This is a genomic window from Pseudomonas sp. BN411, assembly GCF_029871235.1.
Classification (GTDB): Bacteria; Pseudomonadota; Gammaproteobacteria; order Pseudomonadales; family Pseudomonadaceae; genus Metapseudomonas.
Genome location: NZ_SSOM01000073.1, coordinates 573884 through 596478 on the forward strand (window position 1 = coordinate 573884; position 22595 = coordinate 596478).

Annotated in this window: 21 protein-coding genes; 13 read left to right on the forward strand and 8 right to left on the reverse strand. The window is 65.2% G+C overall.

The features are described 5' to 3' along the window. Positions 1 to 56 precede the first annotated feature (56 nt). From E8F06_RS20530 to E8F06_RS20540, 3 genes are all read left to right on the forward strand, one after another. Positions 57 to 2555: a circularly permuted type 2 ATP-grasp protein gene (locus E8F06_RS20530; RefSeq protein WP_280370476.1), complete on the forward strand. Its 2499-nt coding sequence runs from the start codon at positions 57 to 59 to the stop codon at positions 2553 to 2555. Then, positions 2555 to 3490: a transglutaminase family protein gene (locus tag E8F06_RS20535; RefSeq protein ID WP_280370478.1), complete on the forward strand. Its 936-nt coding sequence runs from the start codon at positions 2555 to 2557 to the stop codon at positions 3488 to 3490. The genes E8F06_RS20530 and E8F06_RS20535 overlap by 1 nt, the downstream gene beginning before the upstream one ends. 191 nt (positions 3491 to 3681) lie before the next feature. Further along, positions 3682 to 4530 (forward strand): mechanosensitive ion channel family protein, encoded by an 849-nt coding sequence (locus tag E8F06_RS20540; protein WP_280370480.1) that lies wholly within the window; start codon positions 3682 to 3684, stop codon positions 4528 to 4530. A gap of 197 nt (positions 4531 to 4727) precedes the next feature. Here E8F06_RS20540 and E8F06_RS20545 read toward each other — a convergent pair whose 3' ends face one another. The 4 genes from E8F06_RS20545 to E8F06_RS20560 all read right to left on the reverse strand — a co-directional run bounded on the left by E8F06_RS20545 (position 4728) and on the right by E8F06_RS20560 (position 7072). After that, entirely contained in the window at positions 4728 to 5174 is a 447-nt protein-coding gene (locus E8F06_RS20545; protein ID WP_280370482.1) for a GNAT family N-acetyltransferase, read from the reverse strand. Between the two features lie 5 nt (positions 5175 to 5179). Further along, complete coding sequence (locus E8F06_RS20550) at positions 5180 to 5551, reverse strand: DUF393 domain-containing protein (protein WP_280370483.1); 372 nt, start codon at positions 5549 to 5551, stop codon at positions 5180 to 5182. Positions 5552 to 5609: 58 nt separating this feature from the next. After that, positions 5610 to 6197 carry a TIGR00730 family Rossman fold protein gene (locus tag E8F06_RS20555; protein WP_280370485.1) on the reverse strand — a complete coding sequence of 196 codons (588 nt, stop codon included), beginning with the start codon at positions 6195 to 6197 and terminating at the stop codon, positions 5610 to 5612. A gap of 251 nt (positions 6198 to 6448) precedes the next feature. After that, a complete protein-coding gene (locus E8F06_RS20560) occupies positions 6449 to 7072 on the reverse strand; it encodes a LysE family transporter (RefSeq protein WP_280370487.1) in 624 nt (207 codons plus the stop codon). A 121-nt stretch (positions 7073 to 7193) separates the two neighbouring features. Between E8F06_RS20560 and azu the strand changes: the two genes are divergently transcribed. Continuing rightward, the gene (gene azu / locus E8F06_RS20565; protein ID WP_280370489.1) at positions 7194 to 7643 is read left to right on the forward strand and encodes an azurin; all 450 of its coding nucleotides are present in this window, start codon (positions 7194 to 7196) and stop codon (positions 7641 to 7643) included. A gap of 168 nt (positions 7644 to 7811) precedes the next feature. Here the strand turns inward: azu and E8F06_RS20570 are convergent, their stop codons facing one another. Together E8F06_RS20570 and E8F06_RS20575 are read right to left on the reverse strand one after the other, a co-directional pair. Continuing rightward, positions 7812 to 8831: a DUF1338 domain-containing protein gene (locus E8F06_RS20570; RefSeq protein WP_280370491.1), complete on the reverse strand. Its 1020-nt coding sequence runs from the start codon at positions 8829 to 8831 to the stop codon at positions 7812 to 7814. Between the two features lie 282 nt (positions 8832 to 9113). Next, complete coding sequence (locus tag E8F06_RS20575; RefSeq protein WP_280370493.1) at positions 9114 to 10007, reverse strand: LysR family transcriptional regulator; 894 nt, start codon at positions 10005 to 10007, stop codon at positions 9114 to 9116. A gap of 205 nt (positions 10008 to 10212) precedes the next feature. On the opposite strand from E8F06_RS20575, the gene E8F06_RS20580 reads away from it, so the two are divergent. The 8 genes from E8F06_RS20580 to E8F06_RS20615 all read left to right on the forward strand — a co-directional run bounded on the left by E8F06_RS20580 (position 10213) and on the right by E8F06_RS20615 (position 19775). Further along, a complete protein-coding gene (locus tag E8F06_RS20580) occupies positions 10213 to 11703 on the forward strand; it encodes an aldehyde dehydrogenase family protein (protein WP_280370494.1) in 1491 nt (496 codons plus the stop codon). Positions 11704 to 11715: 12 nt separating this feature from the next. Further along, on the forward strand, positions 11716 to 12999 hold the full coding sequence (locus tag E8F06_RS20585) for an FAD-binding oxidoreductase (protein WP_280370496.1): 1284 nt from the start codon (positions 11716 to 11718) through the stop codon (positions 12997 to 12999). A gap of 486 nt (positions 13000 to 13485) precedes the next feature. Next, a complete protein-coding gene (locus E8F06_RS20590) occupies positions 13486 to 14607 on the forward strand; it encodes a branched-chain amino acid ABC transporter substrate-binding protein (RefSeq protein WP_280370498.1) in 1122 nt (373 codons plus the stop codon). 341 nt (positions 14608 to 14948) lie between these two features. Further along, on the forward strand, positions 14949 to 15863 hold the full coding sequence (locus E8F06_RS20595) for a branched-chain amino acid ABC transporter permease LivH (protein WP_190831501.1): 915 nt from the start codon (positions 14949 to 14951) through the stop codon (positions 15861 to 15863). 3 nt (positions 15864 to 15866) lie between these two features. Then, a complete protein-coding gene (gene livM, locus E8F06_RS20600; protein ID WP_280370500.1) occupies positions 15867 to 17153 on the forward strand; it encodes a high-affinity branched-chain amino acid ABC transporter permease LivM in 1287 nt (428 codons plus the stop codon). Beyond that, entirely contained in the window at positions 17150 to 18025 is an 876-nt protein-coding gene (locus E8F06_RS20605) for an ATP-binding cassette domain-containing protein (RefSeq protein WP_280370502.1), read from the forward strand. The genes livM and E8F06_RS20605 overlap by 4 nt, the downstream gene beginning before the upstream one ends. Next, positions 18022 to 18738, forward strand: coding sequence for an ABC transporter ATP-binding protein (locus E8F06_RS20610; protein WP_280370504.1), 717 nt, complete (start codon positions 18022 to 18024; stop codon positions 18736 to 18738). The genes E8F06_RS20605 and E8F06_RS20610 overlap by 4 nt, the downstream gene beginning before the upstream one ends. 104 nt (positions 18739 to 18842) lie before the next feature. Next, positions 18843 to 19775, forward strand: coding sequence for an ornithine cyclodeaminase family protein (locus E8F06_RS20615; protein WP_280370505.1), 933 nt, complete (start codon positions 18843 to 18845; stop codon positions 19773 to 19775). Between the two features lie 19 nt (positions 19776 to 19794). Here E8F06_RS20615 and E8F06_RS20620 read toward each other — a convergent pair whose 3' ends face one another. Beyond that, complete coding sequence (locus E8F06_RS20620; protein ID WP_280370507.1) at positions 19795 to 20118, reverse strand: antibiotic biosynthesis monooxygenase; 324 nt, start codon at positions 20116 to 20118, stop codon at positions 19795 to 19797. 470 nt (positions 20119 to 20588) lie between these two features. Between E8F06_RS20620 and E8F06_RS20625 the strand changes: the two genes are divergently transcribed. Next, positions 20589 to 21353, forward strand: a complete 765-nt coding sequence (locus E8F06_RS20625) for an SDR family oxidoreductase (RefSeq protein ID WP_280370510.1) — start codon at positions 20589 to 20591, stop codon at positions 21351 to 21353. Here the strand turns inward: E8F06_RS20625 and E8F06_RS20630 are convergent. Next, positions 21334 to 22245 (reverse strand): glycerophosphodiester phosphodiesterase, encoded by a 912-nt coding sequence (locus E8F06_RS20630; protein ID WP_280370511.1) that lies wholly within the window; start codon positions 22243 to 22245, stop codon positions 21334 to 21336. The two genes, E8F06_RS20625 and E8F06_RS20630, sit on opposite strands and share 20 nt — an antisense overlap. Positions 22246 to 22595 lie beyond the last annotated feature (350 nt).

Sequence of the window (22595 nt, forward strand, 5' to 3'; positions counted from 1 at the left end):
CCGGGCGCCGTGCCGTCCGCTAAAGTTTCCCTGCTGCCCTTCTGCCGAGCCTGTTGATGTCCGAGCTGCTAGCCAACTACCCCCTGACCGCCACGGCCTATCACGAACTGCTGGATGCCGAGGGCCGGGTGCGCCCTCATTGGCAGCGCCTGTTCCAGCAGATGGAGCGCAGCAGCCCGGCGCAGATGCTGCAGCGCCAGGAGCTGCTGGTGCGGCAGATCCAGGAAAACGGCGTTACCTACAACGTCTACGCCGACCCCAAGGGCACCGACCGCCCCTGGGAGCTGGACCTGCTGCCCAATCTGCTCTCGGCGGAGGAATGGCAGCCTATCGCTGCCGGCGTGGCCCAGCGCGCGCGCCTGCTCAATGCCGTGCTGGCCGATCTCTACGGTGAGCAGCGCCTGTTGGCCGAAGGGCTGCTGCCCAGCGAGCTGGTCTATGGCCACCCCAACTTCCTCTGGCCCTGCCAGGGCGTGCAGCCCGCCGGTGGCATCTTCCTGCACAGCTACGCGGTGGACCTGGCGCGCGATGCCGACGGCCGTTGGCACGTGCTGGCCGACCGTACCCAGGCACCGTCCGGCGCCGGCTACGCCCTGGAGAACCGGCAGATCGTCTCCCGGGCCCTGCCGGAGCTCTATCGCGACCTGCGCGTGCAGTACCTGGCCGGCTACTTCCGCACCTTGCAGGAAACCCTGATCCGCCATGCTCCCAGCGATGGTGAGACGCCGCTGGTGGTGCTGCTGACGCCGGGGCGATTCAACGAAACCTATTTCGAACACCTCTACCTGGCCCGCCAGTTGGGCTTCCCGTTGGTGGAAGGCCACGACCTGACGGTGCGCGACGCTACTCTCTACCTCAAGACCCTTGGCGGCCTGAAGCGCGTCCATGCCGTGCTGCGCCGCCTCGACGACGATTACTGCGACCCCCTGGAACTGCGCACCGACTCCGCCCTGGGTGTGCCCGGCCTGCTGGATGCGGCGCGTCAGGGGCGGGTGCTGGTGGCCAATGCCCTGGGCAGCGGCGTGCTGGAGTCGCCGGGATTGCTCGGCTTCCTGCCGAAGGTCAGCCAGCACCTGCTCGGGGAAGACCTGCTGCTGCCGACCCTGGGCACCTGGTGGTGCGGCCAGGGGCAGTTGCTGCAGAAATCGCTGCAGGGCCTGGACGGGTTGGTGTTCAAGCCCGCCTTCCCCAGCCAGAGCTTCGAGCCCTTGTTTGGCCATGCCCTGCACGATGGCGCGTTGCAGTCCCTGCGCAAGCGCCTCCAGGCCCATCCCCATGCCTACGTCGCCCAGCGCATGGCGCAGTTGTCCCAGGCGCCGGTCTGGCAGGGCGACGAGCTGAAAGGTGAGCTGCAGTCGCGGGCCATCGGCATGCGCGTCTTTGCCGTGGCCGGAAGCGACGGCCGCTACTGGGTGATGCCCGGCGGTCTGACGCGGGTGGCGTCGGCGGCCGATGCCGAAGTGGTGTCCATGCAGCGCGGTGGCGCCAGCAAGGACACCTGGGTGCTGGCCGACCTGCCGGTGGTCGGCGAACCCCTGCGTCCGCGCTCCCTCGGCGCGCGCGACCTGATCCGCCAGGACCCGTACCTGCCTTCGCGGGTGGTGGAAAACCTCTACTGGTTCGGTCGTTACGGCGAACGCTGCGACGACGGCGCCCGCCTGCTGCGGGTGGTGTTGTCGCGCTATGTGGATGCAGACGGCGACGAACAGGCCCTGCAATCGGCCCTGCGCCTGGCCAGCGCGGTTGGCCTGGTGCCCCGCGGTCACGAGCCGCTGGAGCAACGCCTGCTGGCGGCCCTGCTGGACGATGAGTGGCCGAGCAGCGTCAGCGCCAACCTGCGCCGCCTGCACTGGGCCGCGGCCCAGGTGCGTGGGCGGCTGTCGCGGGAGAACTGGCACGCGGTGCTGGAGCTGAACCGCGATGCGCTGGCGCTGGACCCGAAACGCACCGACCTGGGTGAAGCGCTGGAATTCCTCAACCGCTTGCTGATGTCCCTGGCCGCGCTGTCCGGCTTCGCCCTCGACGACATGACCCGCGATGACGGCTGGCGCTTCCTGATGATCGGCCGCCGCATCGAGCGCGTGCAGTTCTACGCCGAGGCCATCGCCGGCTTCCTCGAAGGCGGTGCCGCCTGGGACCCGGTTGCGCTGGAGTGGCTGCTGGAACTGGGCAACAGCACCATCACCTACCGCTCACGCTACCTCGCCTCGCCACAGCTGATTCCGGTGCTCGACCTGCTGTTGCTGCACGAACAGAACCCTCACGCCCTGCGCTTCCAGCTGCAAGCCCTGGAGCGCTCCCTGGGACGCCTGCACCTGGAGTTCGGCGCGCCTCAGGAGCTGGTGCTGAGTGGCCTGATCGGGCGCCTGCTGGCCTTCGACCTGGCCACCCTGGAAGACCCCCTGTTCGGCAGCGAAAGCGTGGCCGAGGTGCTTGCCGGGCTGGCGGGGTTGCTGCGGGAAATCGCGCAGAACGTCGGCCAGGTCTCCGACCGCCTCGGATTGCGCTATTTTGCCCACGTCGATGACGTCAGCCAGCAAACGGTATCCACCTGATGCGCGCGCAAGCCCAATCCATCGCCCCCGTGCAGGGCGCCCGCTACCAGGTGTTCCACGACACCCACTACCGCTATTCGGCGCCGGTATCCCTGTCCCAGCAACTGGTGCACCTCTGGCCGCGCGATTGTCCCTGGCAGCTGTGCAGCGGCCAGGAGCTGCTGATCAATCCCGAACCCACGCTGCGGCAGGACCTCACGGACGTTTTCGGCAACCCGCTGACGCGCCTGGCCTTCGAGCGACCCCACGATGAGCTGCAGGTGAACGCTCGCCTGCAGGTCGAGGTGCTGCCCCATGGACAGGTGGACCTGACTGCTTCGCCGGCCTGGGAACAGGTGCCGGCAAGCCTGGCCTTCAGCGGTCGAGCCTTGTCCTCCGTGGAACTGGAAGCCTGCCGCTACCGGGTGGAGTCGCCCTACGTGCGCATCAAGCGCCAGTTCACCGAGTTCGGCGCCGGCTGTTTCCCCGCCGGGCGGCCGCTGCTGCAGGGCACGGCGGCGCTGATGGAAAAGATCTTCAGCGAGTTTTCCTTCGATGCCGAGGCCACCCAGGTGGCGACGCCGCTGACCGAGGTGCTGGAGCGCCGCCGTGGCGTCTGCCAGGACTTCGCCCACCTGATGCTCGCCTGCTTGCGCTCCCGTGGGGTGGCGGCGCGCTATGTGAGCGGCTACCTGCTGACCCAGCCGCCCCCCGGCCAGCCGCGCCTGATCGGCGCCGACGCCTCCCACGCCTGGGTCTCGGTGTACTGCCCGCACAATGGCTGGGTGGACTTCGACCCCACCAACAACATCCTGCCCAACCTGGAACACATCACCCTGGCCTGGGGCCGCGACTTCTCCGATGTCTCGCCGCTGCGCGGGGTCATCCTCGGCGGCGGCAGCCACGACCCGGAAGTCCGCGTCACCGTCATGCCACTCTGGGAACTCGCCATCTGACGCTCCTGCCGCTCCTGTAGGTTGGTCCGAGCGTAGCGAGGCCCAACGTCGGTGCCTCAGGCGGGACTCCGTCTCGTTGGGCTTCGTACCTCAGCCCAACCTACAAAAGCGCGCGGGCTGTTGCCGCGAGCACTTTGCCGGCGCCGTGCTAGCTTTTTCGGGGCCACTTCTCTCCTGCAAGGTGCTTTGCCATGGATGAAACAACCATCGTTAATGTGGGTACCGAGAAGGTCAGCGCGTTTATGACCACGGTCATGCAGTACGCCACCACCTTCGGCGTCAAGATTCTCGCGGCCATCGCCTTCTGGGTGGTGGGTCGCTGGCTCATCGGCTTCGCAGTCGGACTGGTCCAGCGCTCGCTGGAACGACAAAAAGTCGACCCGACGGTGCTGCGCTATGTCGGCTCGTTCATCACCGTCACCCTGAACGTCCTGCTGGTGGTGGGCATCCTCGGCTTCTTCGGCATCCAGACCACCAGTCTCGCGGCATTGATCGCGGCGGTCGGCCTGGCCATCGGCATGGCCTGGTCGGGCCTGCTGGCCAACCTGGCGGCAGGCGGTTTCATCATCGTCCTGCGGCCGTTCAAGGTGGGCGACATGATCAGCGCTGGCGGCGTGACCGGCACGGTGAAGGAGATCGGCCTGTTCGCCACCGCGATCAACACCCCGGATAACGTGATGACCCTGGTGGGCAACAACAAGATCTTCAGCGACACCATCCAGAACTACAGCCACAACGAATTCCGCCGCGTGGAACTCAAGGCCCAGCTCTCCGGCGCCGCCGACTGGCACGCAGCCGCGGCTGTTCTCAAGGCGCGCATCGCCGCCATCCCCAACGTGCTCACCGAGCCGCCGGTGGATGTGGAAATCCTCGAGTTCAACCTGGTGGGGCCGGTGCTGGCGGTACGGCCTTATTGCCACAACGACAACTACTGGCAGGTGTATTTCGATACCAACCGGGTGATCAAGGAGGCCCTGGGCGCGGACTTCCCGGCACCCATGCCGGCGCAGACCATCATCGTGCAACAGCCGCAGGGGTGATCTTGGGCAGGCCTGCGGCCTGCTTTCGCGAATGAATTCGCCCCTACAGGAAAAATGCTCGGCTGATGTCGGCACAATTGACCCCCTCTCCCTCCGGGAGAGGGTTGGGGTGAGGGTAGCCCGGTCAGCTTCGTAGGATGGGTGGAGCGAAGCGATACCCATCAACGCCCCACAGCACGACAAAAGACGGGCCGGCTTCAGTCCTTGCGCAGATGCAGGATCGGAAATGGCTTGCCCGCGCCATCCACGTCCGAGCGGCCATGCTGGACGAACCCCAGGTGCAGGTAGAAACCCACCGCCTGCGGGTTCTGCTCGTTCACATCCACAGATTGCGCGCCGTGGGCCAGGGCGTGGCCCATCAGGGCGCGGCCGATGCCCCGGCCATGCTGCGCCGGGTCGACGAAGAGCATTTCCACCTTGTCCTCGACCGTGCCGATGAAGCCGGCGACCTGCCCGTCGGCACCCCGCAAGCAGGCCAGGCTCACTGAATCCAGGTAAGCATCACGCACCAGAGGCTTGAAGAACTGGATGTCGTCCTCAGTGAGGAAGTGATGCGTGGCGCGCACGGCGCCTTCCCAGACGTCGACCAGGCGCTGGCGGTCGGCGGGGGAGAGGGTGGGCAGGGTTTCGATTGCAGTGGTCATCCATGTCACCAGTGGTGTTTGGCCTTGTTCCAGCGATAGAGCGCGCGGGCGAAGGCCTTGTAGGCGAGTTGCGAGAGGCCGTGGATCAACGGCAGGGAGAACAGCCGGGCTTTCCAGTGCTCCCGTGGCGAATGGCGCCAGAGCACGATGAAGGCGTCCATCCCCATGTGCTTGACGCCCTGTTCGTCCACCAGGTGCAGGCGCTCGCGGACGTATTCCAGGTTCTCGTCGATTTCTTCCACCGCGCGGTTGTCCTGGTGGACATCGGCCCATTCCACCTGACAGGCGGTGGTCTTGCCTTTCTGGCCTTCGATGCCGGCTTTGCACACTGGGCAGGCGCTGTTGTAGTAGACCTTGATCCGCTCGTCGTCCGCCATCGATCACTCCTGGCCCCAGGTTCGTCCCGGACAGTGTAAGACCGGGACGGGCGGGCGGTCAGTGCGGCTTGCGATCGACCCACTTGGGCGCGCTGGACGGACGCCAGGCTTCCAGGCGGTCCAGCAGGATTTCCGGGTGGCCGCCGACCTGCAGCATGCCGCGGTGCTGGTCGCGGACGAAGCGCTCTTCCACCAGGTGGTCGAGGAAGTCGGTGAGCTTGTCGTAGAAGCTGTTCACTTCCAGCAGGCCCAGCGGCTTGCTGTGGTAGCCCAGCTGGCCCCAGGTCCAGATCTCGAACAGCTCTTCCAGGGTACCCAGGCCGCCGGGCAGGGCGATGAAGGCGTCCGACAGCTCGGCCATGCGGGCCTTGCGTGCGTGCATGCCATCCACCACTTCCAGGCGGGTCAGCCCTTTGTGGCCGATTTCGGCGTCCATCAGGCTCTGCGGAATCACCCCGATGACCTCGCCACCGGCGGCTAGCGCCGCATCCGCCACGGTGCCCATCAGGCCGACTGCGCCGCCGCCGTATACCAGCGTGATACCGCGCTCGGCCAGGGTGTGACCCAGGAGGGCAGCTGTTTCACGGTAGATCGGCTTGGCGCCGGGGCTGGCACCGCAGAACACGCAGACGGAACGCAAGGACATGGGGGACTCCTGGTGCGAAAAAAGCGCGCAAGAGTACCGGCTTCGTCCTCGAGCTCCAAGTTGTTCGAGTAGTCAGCTTCCGAACGGTAGGGGGTGCAATCACTCGGCGGAGGCGCCGCAAGCCCCGGCGGCATAGGCGGCGAGCAGGCTTTGCAGGAAGTCCATGGCGTATCTCCTTGTGGATGAATGGCGCCATGCTAGGACGGTGCCCCGGCGGCCCGCCCGTAGTTTGTTTCGATCGGTCCGATAGCTCAGGCGATCTTCATCAGCTCCGCCGCCGTCATCCCCGAAAGGGCCAGCAGGCAGAGGCCGCAGGCGAGGTAAGTGACCCGGTGCCAGAGGGTGGACGCGACGCGGCGGAACCAGTCCACCAGGCCGGCGCAGATGAAACACCAGAGCAGCGACGACAACATGAAACCGCCGAAGAACACCGCCAGGTGTGTGGGCGTCGGCTCGGCTACGCCAACGGCTGCCATGGCCCCGCCCATGGCGGCCCAGTAGACGATGTTCTGAGGATTGGTCAGTGACAGCGCGGCCCCCGAGGCGAAGGCGCCGCCTGTGGCGCCGGCATCCTCGGGCGAAGGTTGCGGCGGGCGATGGGCGTCGCGCAGGGATTGCAGCCCCAGCCAGGCGAGGTACAGGGCGCTGGCGATGGTCAGGGGGTAGCGCACGGTGGCGCTGTCCAGCAGCAGGGCCAGGCCGGTGAGGCCCAGGGCGGCCCAGGTGGCGTCGCCCACCAGGGAACCGATCTGGACCATCAGCGCGGGCCGGTAGCCATCCCGCAGGCCGCGCCGCAGGGTCTCGCTGAAGACCGCGCCGGGCGCGGCATTGAACACAAATCCGAGGAGCATGGCGGCGATGAAGAACGACAGCATGGGGCGTGAACTTCCTTGTTTTCAGGATTGCGGCCCGTTGCCGCAGGTCATGGGAACTCGCTGACGAATAGGGCAGTCTCCCTTCTGGGGCATTTCTGCCCTTTCTGCCAAGGAGACTCCCATGATTCGCAAGCTCGTCGTTGCATCCGTGCTGGCCCTGGCCAGTGCACCTCTGCTGGCTGCTGAATGTACCGTGGATGTGCAGGCCACCGATCAGATGACTTTCGATACCAAAGAGATCAAGGTCAGCAAGAGCTGCAAGACCTTCACCGTGAACCTCAAGCACGTCGGCAAGCTGGCCAAGAACGTGATGGGTCACAACTGGGTGCTGAGCAAGACTGCCGATGCCCAGGCCATTGCCACCGAAGGCATGACCGCCGGCCTCGACAAGGATTACCTGAAGGCCGACGACGCCCGCATCATTGCACACACCAAGATGGTCGGTGGTGGCGAGAGCGACAGCGTAACCTTCGATGTGGCCAAGCTGGCGGCCGGTGAGAACTACGAGTTCTTCTGCTCGTTCCCCGGCCACGTATCGATGATGAAGGGCACCCTGGCCCTGGTCGACTGACCTCCGGGGATCACGAAGAGGCCGCTCGATTGAGCGGCCTTTTTGGTTTCTGGAGCTCGCATGGGCGTAGATCTCTGTAGGGGCGAATTCATTCGCCAAGGGCTGCGAAGCTGCCCCCTGACAGAGCGATGGGCAGATCTTCGGCCTGCTTGGCGAATGAATTCGCGCCTACTGGCCTGCCGTCATCTTGAAGATGCCCTGCGCGTTGCTGCTGTCGAAGTTCAGGTCCAGGCGTGCGTCGTCGGGGTCGATCTCGCGCTGGATGAACTCGACGAAGGAACCGGGCACCTCGCGCTGCACGGCGCGTCCGCCGGCATCGACGAAGTCGCGTTGCACCTGCACTGCACGGTAGGCGGTCTGCATCACCCGGCCCGAGGCCGAAACCTCGATGCTGGCCTTCATCGGCCGGCCCTTGGCGTTCTGTTCGTCCACCACCGCCTGCAGGTCGGCGACCCGATCGGTGAGGTGGTTGAACATATTGCCCTCGGTGGAAATCCAGGCCATCTCCACGCTTTCCTCGCGCAGCAGTTCGTAGTCCTGCTCGTGCACCACGCCGTGCTGACGGTCGAAGGCACGGTAGAGCGCCGGCAGCAGGTGCCTGGCTTCGGCGAAGCTGCACTGGCGCTGGCGCCAGAGTGTGTCGAGCACGGCCTTGTGGCTGGCGTCCAGCGGGTCGCGGCTGTCGCCCACCACGCGGGTCACGGCCAACTGGAAGCTCTCGCTGAACCGGCCCGGATGCAGCTCCGAAACGAAGAACTGGGCGATGTCCTCGGGAAGGTCCATCTGCCGGTAGGCGTAGCCGGTCATCTTCAGCCGGGTCAGCGGATAGGTGCGCACGTCGGCGAAGCCCAGGGGTTCCAGCAGGCGGGCGAACGCCTGGCGGCCACGGGGCAGGGCGCCGTTGTCCGGCCAGTCGACGGTGCGGATCGCGCCGTGGTCGAACACCACATGGCGGCCTTTGGCGCGCTGTTCTTCCACGTAGGTACGGCCGATGGGGACCGCCTCCACCAGTTTGTGGAACAGGCAGAGGTTCAGCGCCTCGGCCAGCCAGGCGCGATGCACGGCGGTTTCGTTGAGGGGAAATGCGGACAGGCCTGCGGGGACCTCCACGTGGGCTTCGACCCAGCGGGCGGCGGGTTCACCGATCACGCTGGCGACCAGGGCAAACAGGCGTTCGTTGGTGGACATGGAGCGATTCCGGGCTGAAGGAAAGATGAGCCTATCCAAGCAGCCCGGCGGCGGCGGAGCAAACGAAAAAAACCGGCGGGTTCATTCCGTTTTTTCCTGAAGCCCAGAACGGGATGGATTGCATCACTTGTAGGGGCGAATTCATTCGCCAAGGGGCGCGAAGCGGCCCCCGGGGGAGTCCGCGTTGGGGCAGGCCTGCGGCCTGCTTGGCGAATGAATTCGCCCCTACGGAAGAGAAGTCCGCGCCGTATGACAGGGCAGTGCTCGGTCCATTTTCCCCGGTCATTCCTGATCCAACTGCTCCAGCATCCAGCGCACGAAGTCCTTCACCTTCGGCACTTCCGCCGCGTGCTCGGGGTAGGCCAGGTAATAGGCATTGCGGCTGGGCAGGGGATGGTCCCAGGGGATCACCAGCTTGCCTTCCTCCAGTTCCTCTTCCACCAGGAAGCGCGGCAGCAGGGCCACGCCGCAGCCGGCCTGGGCGGCGCGGATGCACATGTAGGAGGTGTCGAAGCGCGGCCCGTGGTAGCTGTGCTCGGTGTGCCGGTCCTGGCTCTGGAACCACTCGTGCCAGGCCTCGGGGCGAGTGGCGTTCTGCAGCAGCACCAGGTCGGTGAGCTGGGTCGGCTCGGTGAAGGGTTTCTCGGGCATCGCGCCGGGGGCGCAGACCGGTACCACTTCCTCGCTGAACAGGCGGATGCACTCGGCGCCGGGCAGGGCGCCGTGGCCGAAGTAGAAGGCTACGTCGCTGCGGCCCTGGACCAGGGCGTTCGGCTCCAGCTCGTTGCGCAGGTCCAGGTGGATGTTCGGATGGCGCAGGCGCCAGCCCTTCAGGCGCGGAATCAGCCAGCGCGCGCCAAAGGTCGGCGGGGTGGCCACGCGCAGGACCTCGGTATCGCCGCCGTAGGACAGCATGTAGTGGGTGGACATCTCTACCTGGGCGAGGATCTTGCGCACTTCGGTCAGGTACAGCGAGCCGGCCGGGGTCAGTTGCAGGCGCCGACGCACACGGCGGAACAGCAGGTGCTGGAGCAACTCTTCCAGTTGCGCCACCTGCTTGCTCACCGCGCTCTGGGTCAGGCTCAGCTCCTCGGACGCACGGGTGAAACTGAGGTGCCGGGCCACTGCCTCGAAACATTGCAGGGCGGTGATCGAGGGCATGTGGCGTTTGAGCATCGGGGTTTCTCGTGGCGGGCAGGATCATGAATTAACGGAATGATATGTGTCGGAAAGGTCGTTTGTTGGCAAGCCCTTTTCGCAGCTATTACTGGTGCCATTCCCATCTGGCTCCCAACTTGTAGGAGCCAGCTTGCTGGCGAAGGCTTCGCGAGCAAGCTCGCTCCTGCAGAGGGCCATCAGTTCGTTGAGACAGGAGTTCCCCATGGTTGCCGCACTGCTTGACCGTCTTGGTGTCGATTCGTCCCTCTACCAGCAAGGCGATCACGCCGTTCATTCGCCCATCGACGGCAGCCGCATCGGCACCGTCCGCCTGGAGAGCCGCGCCGAAGTCGAAGCGAAGATCGCCCGTGCCGCTGATGCCTTCCAGGCCTGGCGCAAGGTGCCGGCGCCGCGCCGTGGCGAGCTGATCCGCCAGTACGGCGAAGTGCTGCGCCAGTACAAGGCCGAGCTGGGCGAACTGGTGTCCTGGGAAGCCGGCAAGATCACCCAGGAAGGCCTGGGTGAAGTGCAGGAAATGATCGACATCTGCGACTTCTCCGTCGGCCTGTCGCGCCAACTCTACGGCCTGACCATCGCCTCCGAGCGCCCCGGCCACCACATGCGCGAAACCTGGCACCCGCTGGGCGTGGTCGGTGTGATCAGCGCCTTCAACTTCCCGGTCGCCGTCTGGTCCTGGAACGCGGCGCTGGCGCTGGTCTGCGGTAACCCGGTGGTGTGGAAACCCTCGGAGAAGACCCCGCTCACCGCCCTGGCCTGCCAGGCGCTGTTCGAGCGCGTGGCGAAGAATTTCAGTGAGGCCCCCGCCCACCTCAGCCAGGTAGTGATCGGTGCTCGCGAAGCCGGCGAAGCCCTGGTGGATGACCCGCGCGTGGCCCTGGTCAGCGCCACCGGCAGCACCCGTATGGGTCGCGAAGTGGCGCCTCGTGTGGCGGCCCGATTCGCCCGCAGCGTGCTGGAACTCGGCGGCAACAACGCCATGATCCTCGCCCCCAGCGCCGACCTCGACCTGGCGGTGCGTGCGATTCTCTTCAGCGCCGTCGGCACCGCCGGCCAGCGCTGCACCACCCTGCGCCGCCTGATCGCCCACGAATCGGTGAAGGCCGAGATCGTCGAGCGTCTGAAGGCTGCCTACTCCAAGGTGCGCATCGGCCATCCGCTGGAAGGCAACCTGATCGGCCCGCTGATCGACAAGCAGAGCTTCGAGGGCATGCAGCGCGCCCTGGAGCAGGCGCGTGCCGAAGGCGGCAAGGTATTCGGTGGTGAACGCCAGCTCGAAGGGCAGTTCCCGAATGCCTACTACGTATCCCCGGCCATCGTCGAAATGCCCGGCCAGAGCGCGGTCGTCTGCCACGAAACCTTCGCCCCGATTCTCTACGTGATCGGCTACAGCGACTTCGCAGACGCCGTCGCCCTCAACAACGCCGTGCCCCAGGGCCTGTCGTCCTGCGTGTTCACCACCGATGTGCGCGAGGCCGAGTTGTTCCAGTCGGCGGTGGGCAGCGACTGCGGCATCGCCAACGTCAACATCGGCCCGAGCGGCGCGGAAATCGGTGGCGCCTTCGGTGGCGAGAAGGAAACCGGTGGCGGTCGCGAATCCGGCTCTGACTCCTGGAAGGCCTACATGCGTCGTCAGACCAATACCGTGAACTACTCCCACGAACTGCCGCTGGCCCAGGGCATCACCTTCGACTAAGGATTGCACTCGATGACCCTGCGCCAGGAATGCCTCTGGGAATATCTGACGCCACAACTGCCGGAAAGCCCTGTGCTGCACGGCGAGGTCAGGGCCGATGTCTGCGTGATCGGGGCCGGTTTTACCGGCCTCTCCGCCGCGTTGCACCTGCTGGAGGCGGGCAAGCGTGTCTGCCTGCTGGAGGCCCACACCGCCGGTCATGGCGGTTCCGGGCGCAACGTCGGACTGGTCAATGCCGGCATGTGGATTCCGCCGGATGAGATCGAAGCCGGCCTCGGCAAAACCGTTGGCGAGCGCCTCAACCGCACCCTGGGGGCCGCGCCGTCCCTGGTGTTTTCCCTGGTGGATCGCTATGACATCGACTGCCAGCTGCGCCGCGAAGGCACCCTGCACATGGCCCACAACGCCCGTGGCCAGGCCGATCTCGCCAGTCGCTGCGAGCAGTGGCAGCGCCGTGGCGCACCGGTCGAGCTGCTGACCGGCGCCGCCTGCCGCGAAGCCACCGGCACCGACAAGATCGCCGCCGCGCTGCTCGACCGCCGCGCCGGTACCCTCAACCCCATGGGCTACACCCGTGGCCTGGCCCGCGCGGTGAAGTACCTCGGCGGCCAGCTCTTCGAACATTCCCCCGTGCTGCGCCTGGAACGCCAGGGCGCCAACTGGTGCGTGCACGGCGAACACGGCGTGGCTATCGCCCCGCAGGTGGTGATCGCCTCCAACGCCTACACCGAAGGCGAGTGGACCGAACTGCGGCGCCACTTCTTCCCCGGTTTCTACTACCAGGTGGCCTCCACGCCGCTTTCGGGCGAGGCCGCCGCGCGTATCCTGCCGGGCGGGCAAGGTTCCTGGGATACCCGCCAGGTGCTCAGCAGTATCCGCCGCGATGCCGCCGGCCGCCTGCTGCTCGGCAGCCTGGGCAACGGCTCGCGCAAGCCGGCCTGGTTCCTGCGTGCCTGGGCCGACCGTATCCAGCGCCACTACTTCCCTTATCTCGGCAAGGTGGATTGGGAATTCACCTGGACCGGTTGCATCGATTTCACCCCCGACCACCTGATGCGGCTCTACGAGCCGGCGCCCGGGCTGCTCGCCTTCACTGGCTACAACGGCCGTGGTGTGACCACCGGCAGCGTGGTGGGCAAGGCCTTCGCCGATTACCTTCTGAGCGGTGACGAAACGGTGTTGCCGATGCCCTTCCAGCCCATGCGTGCGGTGTCTGCGGTGGGGCTCAGGAGTTCGCTCTACGAAGCGGGTTTTTCGCTCTATCACGCAGGGCAGTGCCTGCGCGTGGTGATCTAGCAGGAAGGGAAGATTGGAGTAGGGTGGACCACGCTTCACCGGTCCACCATGGGCGGTCTCGAACGGTGGAAATGAAAAGCGATTTCCACCCTGCGAAAAGCTCTGACTGGTCATTGGGGACGTGATGCAAGTCGCAAAAAAGTTGCACTGCACCGCTATGAGGCGCAGGGTTGTTTCTTGCAGGATTGGGGAGTCCAGAGCGGGGCAGTAACAGTGCAGAGTGGGAATATTCGCGCACCAGCGATGTGCAAATGAGTACCGCGAGTCTATTGTTACCGCACGTGCTGGCACCTTGATGCTGTGCGGCTTCCAGGCCTGTCTCAGGTTTTCTTGATGCGATTTGGAAGTTACTGATTTTAAAGAATAAAAATAAGAAACCTAGGAGGTGGGAAAAGCCTTTCAGGGCGCGGAGCAACTACAAGAATTAATGGCACGCCACTTGCTGAACACGAGCGCTAACCCTAAAAACCTCAGGAGCAAAACTCCATGTCGCAGAAGATTTTCAGAAAAGGCTTTCTGGCTCTGGCGGTTACCACCGCACTGGGCGTTTCTTCCGTAGTACAGGCTGATGTAGTCATTGGCGTAGCCGGGCCGCACACCGGCGCGAACGCCTCCTTTGGGGAACAATACTGGCGCGGCGCCTCCCAGGCCGCCGAAGACCTCAACGCCGCCGGTGGTATCAACGGCGAGAAGATCAAGCTGGTGAAAGCTGACGACGCCTGCGAGCCGAAACAGGCCGTGGCCGTTGCCAACCGTCTCGTCGACCAGGACAAGGCCATCGCCGTTGTCGGTCACTTCTGCTCCTCCTCCACCATCCCTGCTTCCGAGGTCTATGACGAGGCGGGCATCATCGCCATGACCCCCGGCTCCACCAACCCGGCAGTGACCGAGCGCGGCCTGTCCGGCATGTTCCGTATGTGCGGCCGTGACGACCAGCAAGGCATCGTGGCCGGTGACTACATCGTCGACGTGCTGAAGGCCACCAAGGTCGCCATCATCCACGACAAGGACACCTACGGTCAGGGCCTGGCCGATGCCACCAAGGCGGAGCTGGCCAAGCGCGGCGTGAAGGAAGTCCTGTACGAAGGCCTGACCCGTGGCGAGAAGGACTTCAACGCCCTGGTCACCAAGATTCGTGCCTCCGGTGCCGAAGTCGTCTACTTCGGTGGCCTGCACCCGGAAGCCGGCCCGCTGGTTCGCCAGATGCGTGAGCAGGGCCTGACCGCCAAGTTCCTCTCCGGCGACGGCATCGTCACCGACGAACTGGTCACTACTGCCGGCGGTCCGCAGTACACCAAGGGTGTGCTGATGACCTTCGGCGCCGACCCGCGCAAGATCGCCGACGGCAAGGCCGTGATCGAGAAATTCCGCGCCAGCGGCTTCGAGCCGGAAGGCTACACCCTGTACGCCTACGCGACCCTGCAAGCCCTGGCTGCCGGCTTCAATGGCGCAGGCTCCAACGAACCGGCCAAGGCTTCCGAATGGCTGAAGAGCCATCCGGTGCAGACCGTGATGGGCAAGAAGGAATGGGATGCCAAGGGCGACCTGAAAGTCTCCGACTACGTAATTTACGAGTGGGATGACAAAGGTAAATACGCCCAGCAGTGAGTGTCGGCCAGGATCGCCTGCGCGTCGGCCGGCCAGCGTTGGAAAGGGTCTCGGGACTGCTCATTTACAGTCGTAAACTCCGCGTCCCTCAACCCTTTCCGCCTTGTCCGGCTCTAGCTCGCTCGATCCTGATCCGACACTGGATATAGCTCGGCTGACCGGCCAGATGCCACCCGCATCTGGCCGGTCGGTGTATTCCGGGAAACTGCTGAAGTCCTTTTCTGCTTGAGCCGGGCGGGGAACCGCTCGATTTGACATGGTTTTTCAGTGGTGCCCGTCTGATTCCACTCGCGGGAGCTGGCCGAACCCAAGGCCGGACCCCCAAAAGACGAGACAGAGTGATGGACGGTATTATCCTGCAACAGCTGATCAACGGGCTGACCCTCGGGTCGGTCTACGGTCTGATCGCCATCGGCTACACCATGGTTTACGGCATCATCGGCATGATCAACTTCGCCCACGGCGAGGTGTACATGATCTCCGCCTACATCGCCGCGATCACCCTGGCCATCCTGGCCTTCTTCGGACTCGAATCCTTCCCGCTGCTGATCCTTGGCACCCTGCTGTTCACCATTGCGGTGACCGGCGTGTACGGCTTCGTGATTGAGCGCATCGCCTACAAGCCGCTGCGCAACTCCACCCGCCTGGCGCCCCTGATCTCCGCCATCGGCATGTCGCTGATCCTGCAGAACTACGTGCAGCTCAGCCAGGGCGCCCGCCAGCAAGGCGTGCCCACCCTGCTCGACGGCGCGCTGAAGTTCCATATCGGTGACGGCTTCGTGCAGCTCACCTACACCAAGGTGTTCATCCTGGTGGCGGCCTTCATCGGCATGGGGGTGCTGACCTACATCATCCAGCGCACCAAGCTCGGCCGCATGTGCCGCGCCACCCAGCAGGACCGCAAGATGGCGTCGATCCTCGGTATCAACACCGACCGGGTCATCTCCTACGTGTTCGTCATCGGTGCAGCGATGGCTGCCCTGGCCGGCGTGCTGATCACCATGAACTACGGCACCTTCGACTTCTACGCAGGCTTCATCATCGGCATCAAGGCGTTCACCGCCGCGGTGCTCGGCGGCATCGGCTCGCTGCCCGGCGCCATGCTCGGCGGCATCATCCTCGGGATCGCCGAAGCGCAGTTCTCCGGCATGGTGAATACCGACTACAAGGACGTGTTCAGCTTCTCGCTGCTGGTGCTGATCCTGATCTTCCGTCCCCAGGGCCTGCTGGGCCGTCCGCACGTCGCCAAGGTGTAAATCATGACTTCTGCCATTGCCAGGAAACCCCTGGATATCAAGAAGAGCCTGATCGACGCCGTTATCGCCGGTCTGCTCGCCCTCATCGTCTTCGGGCCCATCATGGGCGTGGTGCTCGATGGCTACAGCTTCAACCTGGAGTTCAAGCGCGTCGGCGTGATGATGGCCGTGGTCATGCTCGGCCGCTTCTTCCTCAGCCTCTACCTGCAGACCCCGCGCGGCGAAGTGCTGATGCAGCGCTTCGAGACCACCGGCTCCGGCGTGCACGTGCGTGCGCCCGACTACAAGAGCCGGCTGCGCTGGATCGTGCCGCTGTTGATTGTCGCCGCGGTGATCTTCCCGTTCTTCGCCAGCAAGTACCTGCTCACCGTGGTCATCCTCGGCCTGATCTACGTGCTGCTGGGCCTGGGCCTGAACATCGTGGTCGGCCTCGCCGGCCTGCTCGACCTCGGCTACGTGGCCTTCTACGCCATCGGTGCCTATGGCCTGGCGCTGGGCTACGACCACCTGGGCCTCGGCTTCTGGGCCGCCTTGCCGCTGTCCGCGCTCACCGCAGCGTTGGCCGGTGCGCTACTGGGCTTCCCGGTGCTGCGCATGCACGGCGACTACCTGGCCATCGTGACCCTGGGCTTCGGCGAGATCATCCGCCTGATCCTCAACAACTGGCTGAGCTTCACCGGTGGCCCGAACGGCATGTCGGTACCGTCGCCGACCTTCTTCGGCCTGGAGTTCGGTCGCCGGGCGAAGGATGGCGGGGTGCCCATCCACGAGTACTTCGGCTTCGCCTACAACCCCAACCTGAAGTTCCTGTTCATCTACGTGGTGCTCTTCCTGGTGGTGCTGCTGGTGCTCTACATCAAGCACCGCCTGACCCGCATGCCGGTCGGCCGGGCCTGGGAAGCGCTGCGCGAAGATGAAATCGCCTGCCGCGCCATGGGCCTGAACCACGTGCTGGTGAAGCTCTCGGCGTTCATGCTGGGCGCCTCTACCGCCGGGCTTGCCGGGGTGTTCTTCGCCAGCTACCAGGGCTTCGTGAACCCCTCGTCCTTCACCTTCTTCGAGTCGGCGCTGATTCTCGCCATCGTCGTGCTCGGGGGCATGGGTTCCACCGTCGGGGTGGTGATCGCCGCCTTCGTCCTCACTGTCGCGCCGGAGTTGCTTCGCACCTTCGCCGACTACCGTGTGCTGCTGTTCGGCGTGCTCATGGTGGTGATGATGATCTGGCGACCGCGCGGGCTGATCCGTATCAGCCGTGTCGGCTTCACCCCGCGTAAAGGAGTAGCCCCATGAGCGACCAAAACATCCTCAGCGTCGAGCACCTGATGATGCACTTCGGTGGCATCAAGGCGCTCAACGACGTCAGCCTGAAGATCAAGCGCGGCTCGATCTCCGCGCTGATCGGCCCCAACGGTGCCGGCAAGACCACCGTATTCAACTGCCTGACCGGCTTCTACAAGGCCACCGGCGGACGCATCCAGCTCAACACCCGTGGCGCGACCACGGACATCATCAAGGTGCTGGGCGAGCCCTTCCAGCCCACCGACTTCGTCAACCCGGCGCAGTTCGCCAGCCGCCTGCACTACAAGATGTTTGGCGGCACCCACCTGGTGAACCGCGCGGGCCTCGCGCGAACCTTCCAGAACATCCGCCTGTTCCGGGAAATGTCGGTGGTGGAGAACCTGCTGGTGGCCCAGCACATGTGGGTCAACCGCAACCTGCTGGCCGGCGTGTTCAACACCCCGGGCTTCCGCAAGGCCGAGGACGATGCGCTGAACCACGCCTTCTACTGGCTGGAAGTGGTGGACCTGGTGGACTGCGCCAACCGCCTGGCCGGCGAACTCTCCTACGGCCAGCAGCGCCGCCTGGAGATCGCCCGCGCCATGTGCACCCGGCCGCAGCTGATCTGCCTCGACGAACCCGCCGCCGGCCTCAACCCGGCCGAGACCGAAGCGCTCAGCCGGATCATCCGCAAGCTGCGCGACGAACACGACCAGACCGTACTGCTGATCGAACACGACATGGGCATGGTGATGAGCATTTCCGACCACATCGTGGTGCTGGACCACGGCGAAGTGATTGCCGAAGGCAACCCCCACGATGTCCGCCACGATCCCAAGGTGATCGCCGCGTACCTCGGCGCCGAAGAGGAGGAAGTGGCATGAGTGCACCCCTCCTGGAGTTCAAGGATGTCGACGTCTTCTACGGCCCGATCCAGGCACTGAAAAAGGTCAGCCTGCACATCAACGAAGGCGAGACGGTGAGCCTGATCGGCGCCAATGGCGCGGGCAAGTCCACTCTGCTGATGTCCATCTTCGGCCAGCCGCGCGCGGCCAACGGCGCCATCGTCTACGGCGGCACCGACATCACCCACAGGTCGGCGCACTATGTCGCGTCCAACGGCGTCGCCCAGTCGCCGGAAGGGCGCCGGGTGTTTCCTGACATGAGCGTGGAAGAGAACCTGCTGATGGGCACCATTCCCATCGGCATGGACCATGCGGACGAGGACATGCAACGCATGTTCGACCTCTTCCCGCGCTTGAAGGAACGGCGAAACCAGCGCGCCATGACCATGTCCGGCGGCGAACAGCAGATGCTCGCCATCGCCCGCGCGTTGATGAGCCGGCCCAAGCTGCTGCTGCTCGACGAGCCTTCCCTGGGCCTGGCGCCCATCGTGGTCAAGCAGATCTTCCAGACCCTCAAGGAACTGGCCCAGACCGGCATGACCATCTTCCTCGTGGAGCAGAACGCCAACCACGCGCTCAAGCTCTCCGACCGCGCCTACGTGATGGTCACCGGTGAAATCCGCATGAGCGGCACGGGCGAGGAACTGCTGGGCAACCAGGAAGTCCGCAACGCCTACCTCGGCGGGCACTGACCCGCCGCCTCCAACCTTTCCCCGAGCGTCTCCCCTCTCCCTTCAGGGAGAGGGGCCGGGGGAGAGGGCTGTTTGCTCACCCCAGGTCCACCAGGGAGTCCGCGATGCAAACCCTTCGCTTTTTCACCAACGCCGACGTCGCCGCGGCGTTGCCTTATCCACAACTGATCGAAGCCTTGCGCCACGGCCTGGCCAATCCGGCCGAGGCTCCGGTGCGCGCCTGCCATGCCCTGCCACAAGACGCCACGCTGCTCTGTATGCCGGTCTGGCAGCAGGGGCAGGGCGTCGGCGTGAAGCTGGTCACGGTTTATCCCCACAACGGCGAAAAGGGCCTGCCCTCGGTCGCCGCGCTGTTCACCCTGTTCGACGACGCCACCGGCAAGCCCCTGGCGGTGCTGGAGGCTTCCGAACTCACCGCCCGGCGCACCGCCTGTACGTCGGCCCTGGCCGCCAGCGCGCTGGTCCGGCACGACGCCAGCCGCTTGCTGGTGGTGGGCACCGGCACCCTGGCCGCGCACATGGTCCGCGCCCATTGCGTGGTGCGGCAGTACGAGCGTGTGGATATCTGGGGACGCCACCCGGAGAAGGCCGCCGGACTGGTGCGCACGCTGGCCGCCGAGGGCTACCCCGTGCACGTGGCGCCCGACCTGCAGACCTGCGCCCAGCAGGCTGATTGCATCAGCTGCGTCACCACCTCCACCTCGCCGCTGATCCTCGGTGACTGGCTGCGGCCGGGGACCCACCTCGACCTGGTGGGCGCCTTCCTGCCCAGCATGCGGGAAACCGACTGCGCCGCCGTGGCCCGCTCGCGCATCGTGGTCGACACCCGCGCCGGTGCGCTGGAGGAGGCCGGCGACCTGCTCTTCGCCATCGCCGAGGGTGCCATCACCGAGCAGAGCATCCACTTCGAACTTGCTGACCTGCTGCATGGCCGTGGCCATCGTCAGACCAACAGCGAGATCACCCTGTTCAAGTCCGTGGGCTACGCCCTGGAAGACCTGATTGCGGCGCAGGTGCTGTTGTCCCAGGCCGCGTAGGTAGCGCTCCCACAGATGTTCAGAACTCTTCTTCCTCCGTGGCCTCGGGCAACTTGGCCGCCAACACCTCCACTCGCTCGATCTGTGGCGGCGTGCTGAACAGTTCTCCGGCACGTTCCATCAAGGCGGCGGCCACCTGGCCGGCCATATGGGCCTGCAACCCACGTTCACTGTCGAAGGCATCGAAAATGCCGAAACTCTGGGGGCCCATGCGCAAGGCGAACCAGGCCGTGGTTTCGGGCTCTGCCTGCACCAGCGGCAGGCCGCCACGGAGGAATTCCTCCACTTCGGCGACTTTCCCCGGCCTGGCTTCCAGGCGTACCAGCAAGGCGACTTTGACCATGGTCGGATCTCCTCTGTGGTTAGCCAGGGAAGTCTAGGTCCGTGAACAGATGGGGCGGTCCCGCCCGTCCGATAGGGATATCCACAGACAGCCACTCGCGGAGTTACGGCCTGCACCCGGCTTCTGCTCACAATCTCTGTGAAGCACCTTGTGGATAACTTGGTGATACCTGTCTGGAATGCCCGGTTTCCGTTGCGTGGCTTGCGACGTTCAAAATTTGATCACTCCCGGTTTATCCCACGGAAACAGTGGGTTATACGACCGGCCAGGCGTTTGCACGGTTACCCGGACTTGTCCCCGGCAACTGTGCGAAAAGCTGTGGATAAACTTGGGAGTAATCGCTGCGGTGCAGTTGCGGCGCGGGCTGTATGGTGCTGGCGATTTTTTCGCCAGGAGCTCGCCCCTGTGGATGGCGTAACCTATGCCGGTCTATTCGCAACGGGCCCGTGCCCCAGAGCAAGGAGAACAGCATGACTTCCACCGTATTCATCACCGGCGCCACCTCGGGTTTCGGCGAAGCCTGCGCCCGGCGCTTCGCCCAGGCCGGCTGGTCGCTGGTGCTGACGGGCCGCCGCGCCGCGCGTCTGCAGGCACTCAAGGATGAGCTCTCGGCCCAGACCGACGTGCTCACCCTGGAGCTGGACGTGCGTGACCGCAAGGCCATGGAAGCCGCCATCGCCGGCCTGCCGGCCGGGTACGAGAAGATTCGTGGCCTGATCAACAACGCCGGCCTGGCCCTGGGCGCCGACCCCGCGCCCAAGTGCGACCTGGATGACTGGGACACCATGGTCGACACCAACATCAAAGGCCTGATGTACAGCACTCGCCTGCTGTTGCCGCGCCTGATCGCCCACGGCCGTGGTGCGAGCATCGTCAACCTGGGTTCGGTAGCGGGCAACTGGCCCTATCCGGGCAGCCACGTGTATGGCGCCACCAAGGCCTTCGTCGGCCAGTTTTCCCTGAGCCTGCGCAACGACCTGGTGGGCACTGGCGTGCGTGTTTCCAACATCGAGCCAGGGCTGTGCGAGAGCGAGTTCTCCCTGGTGCGCTTCGGCGGCGACCAGGCCAAGTACGACGCCACCTACGCCGGCGCCGAAGCCATCCAGCCGGAAGACATCGCCGAAACCATCTTCTGGATCATGAACCAGCCGGCTCACATCAACATCAACAGCCTGGAGCTGATGCCGGTGAGCCAGACCTGGGCGGGTTTCGCCGTCAATCGCTCAGCGACGTGATGCGCGTCGAGCGCCCGAGCAATTGCAGGGCGCGATCCGGGTAATCGGTGATCAGGCCATTCGCCCCCATGTCCAGCAGGTGGCGCATGGCCGGTTGCTCGTTGATGGTCCACATCTGGACCGCCAGGCCGCGTTGCAGGGCGGTCTTCATCAGGCTGTCGGTGGCCACCTGCAGGCCGCCGCTGCTCTCGGGAATCTGCAGTGCCTGGTAGGACGGGCTGACCAGGCTGCCCAGGCCGACCCAGTTCAGCGCCACCAGCAGGCGCACTGAAGTCGGGCCGGCCGAGGTGGCGACGCCGGGGCAGACTTCGCGGAAGCGCTTCAGGCTGCGCTCGTAGAAACTTCCCACCAGCACCCGTTCACGCTGCTCGTGCTTGTCCAGCAGGGCGCACAGCTGCTCTTCCAGCCCGGCGTCGGGCACCTTGATCTCCACCACCTTGGGTTGCTCCGGGAAGCGCTCCAGCACTTCCTCGAACGTGGGGATGCGGATGCCCTGGCCACGATAGGGATGGCTCTCGCCGCCATCGGCGCTCCAGCGGTAGCCGGCATCCAGGGCCTGTGCCTCGGCAAGGGTCAGGTCGGCCACCTTGCCGTCGCCATTGGTGGTGCGATCCACCCGTGCGTCGTGCAGTACCACCAGTTGGCCGTCGCGGGTGCGGCGCACGTCCATTTCCAGCATGTCCACCTTGAGGGCGGCAGCGCGTTCGAAGGCGAACAGGGTGTTCTCCGGCCAGAGGCCACGTCCGCCGCGATGGGCGATGACCAGGGGCTGATCACCGAAGCCAGCGAGCACGCCGGGCCGTTCCGCCGGGCTGCTGGTCAGGGCCAGCGCGAGCAGGCCGGCGACGACGAGGAAGAGGGGAGCGAGAAAGAATCGGGCGAAGCGCTTCATGTTGTTCTTATCCGTAAGACGTGGACGGGCGTGCCGAATCAAACGCGGGGACTATGACAAAGACGTGACGGTGAGGCGAGGGGGATGTGATCGGGGTGGGATGTGGGTAAGTAAATCGATGCCGCTGGGGGCATCGCGCTTTTCTTGTGGGGGCGAATTCATTCGCAAAGGGCAGCGCAGCTGCCCCAATTTGCGAGGCCGAACGGCAGACCTGCGGTCTGCTTAGCGATTGAAATCGCCCCCACAGGGTTTGGTGACCGGGCGTGCTAGCCCGCCAACAACCACACTCCGGCCCCGGCCGAGAGACCGCCAGCAATGCCGCCTGGGGGCATCGCGCTTTTCTTGTGGGG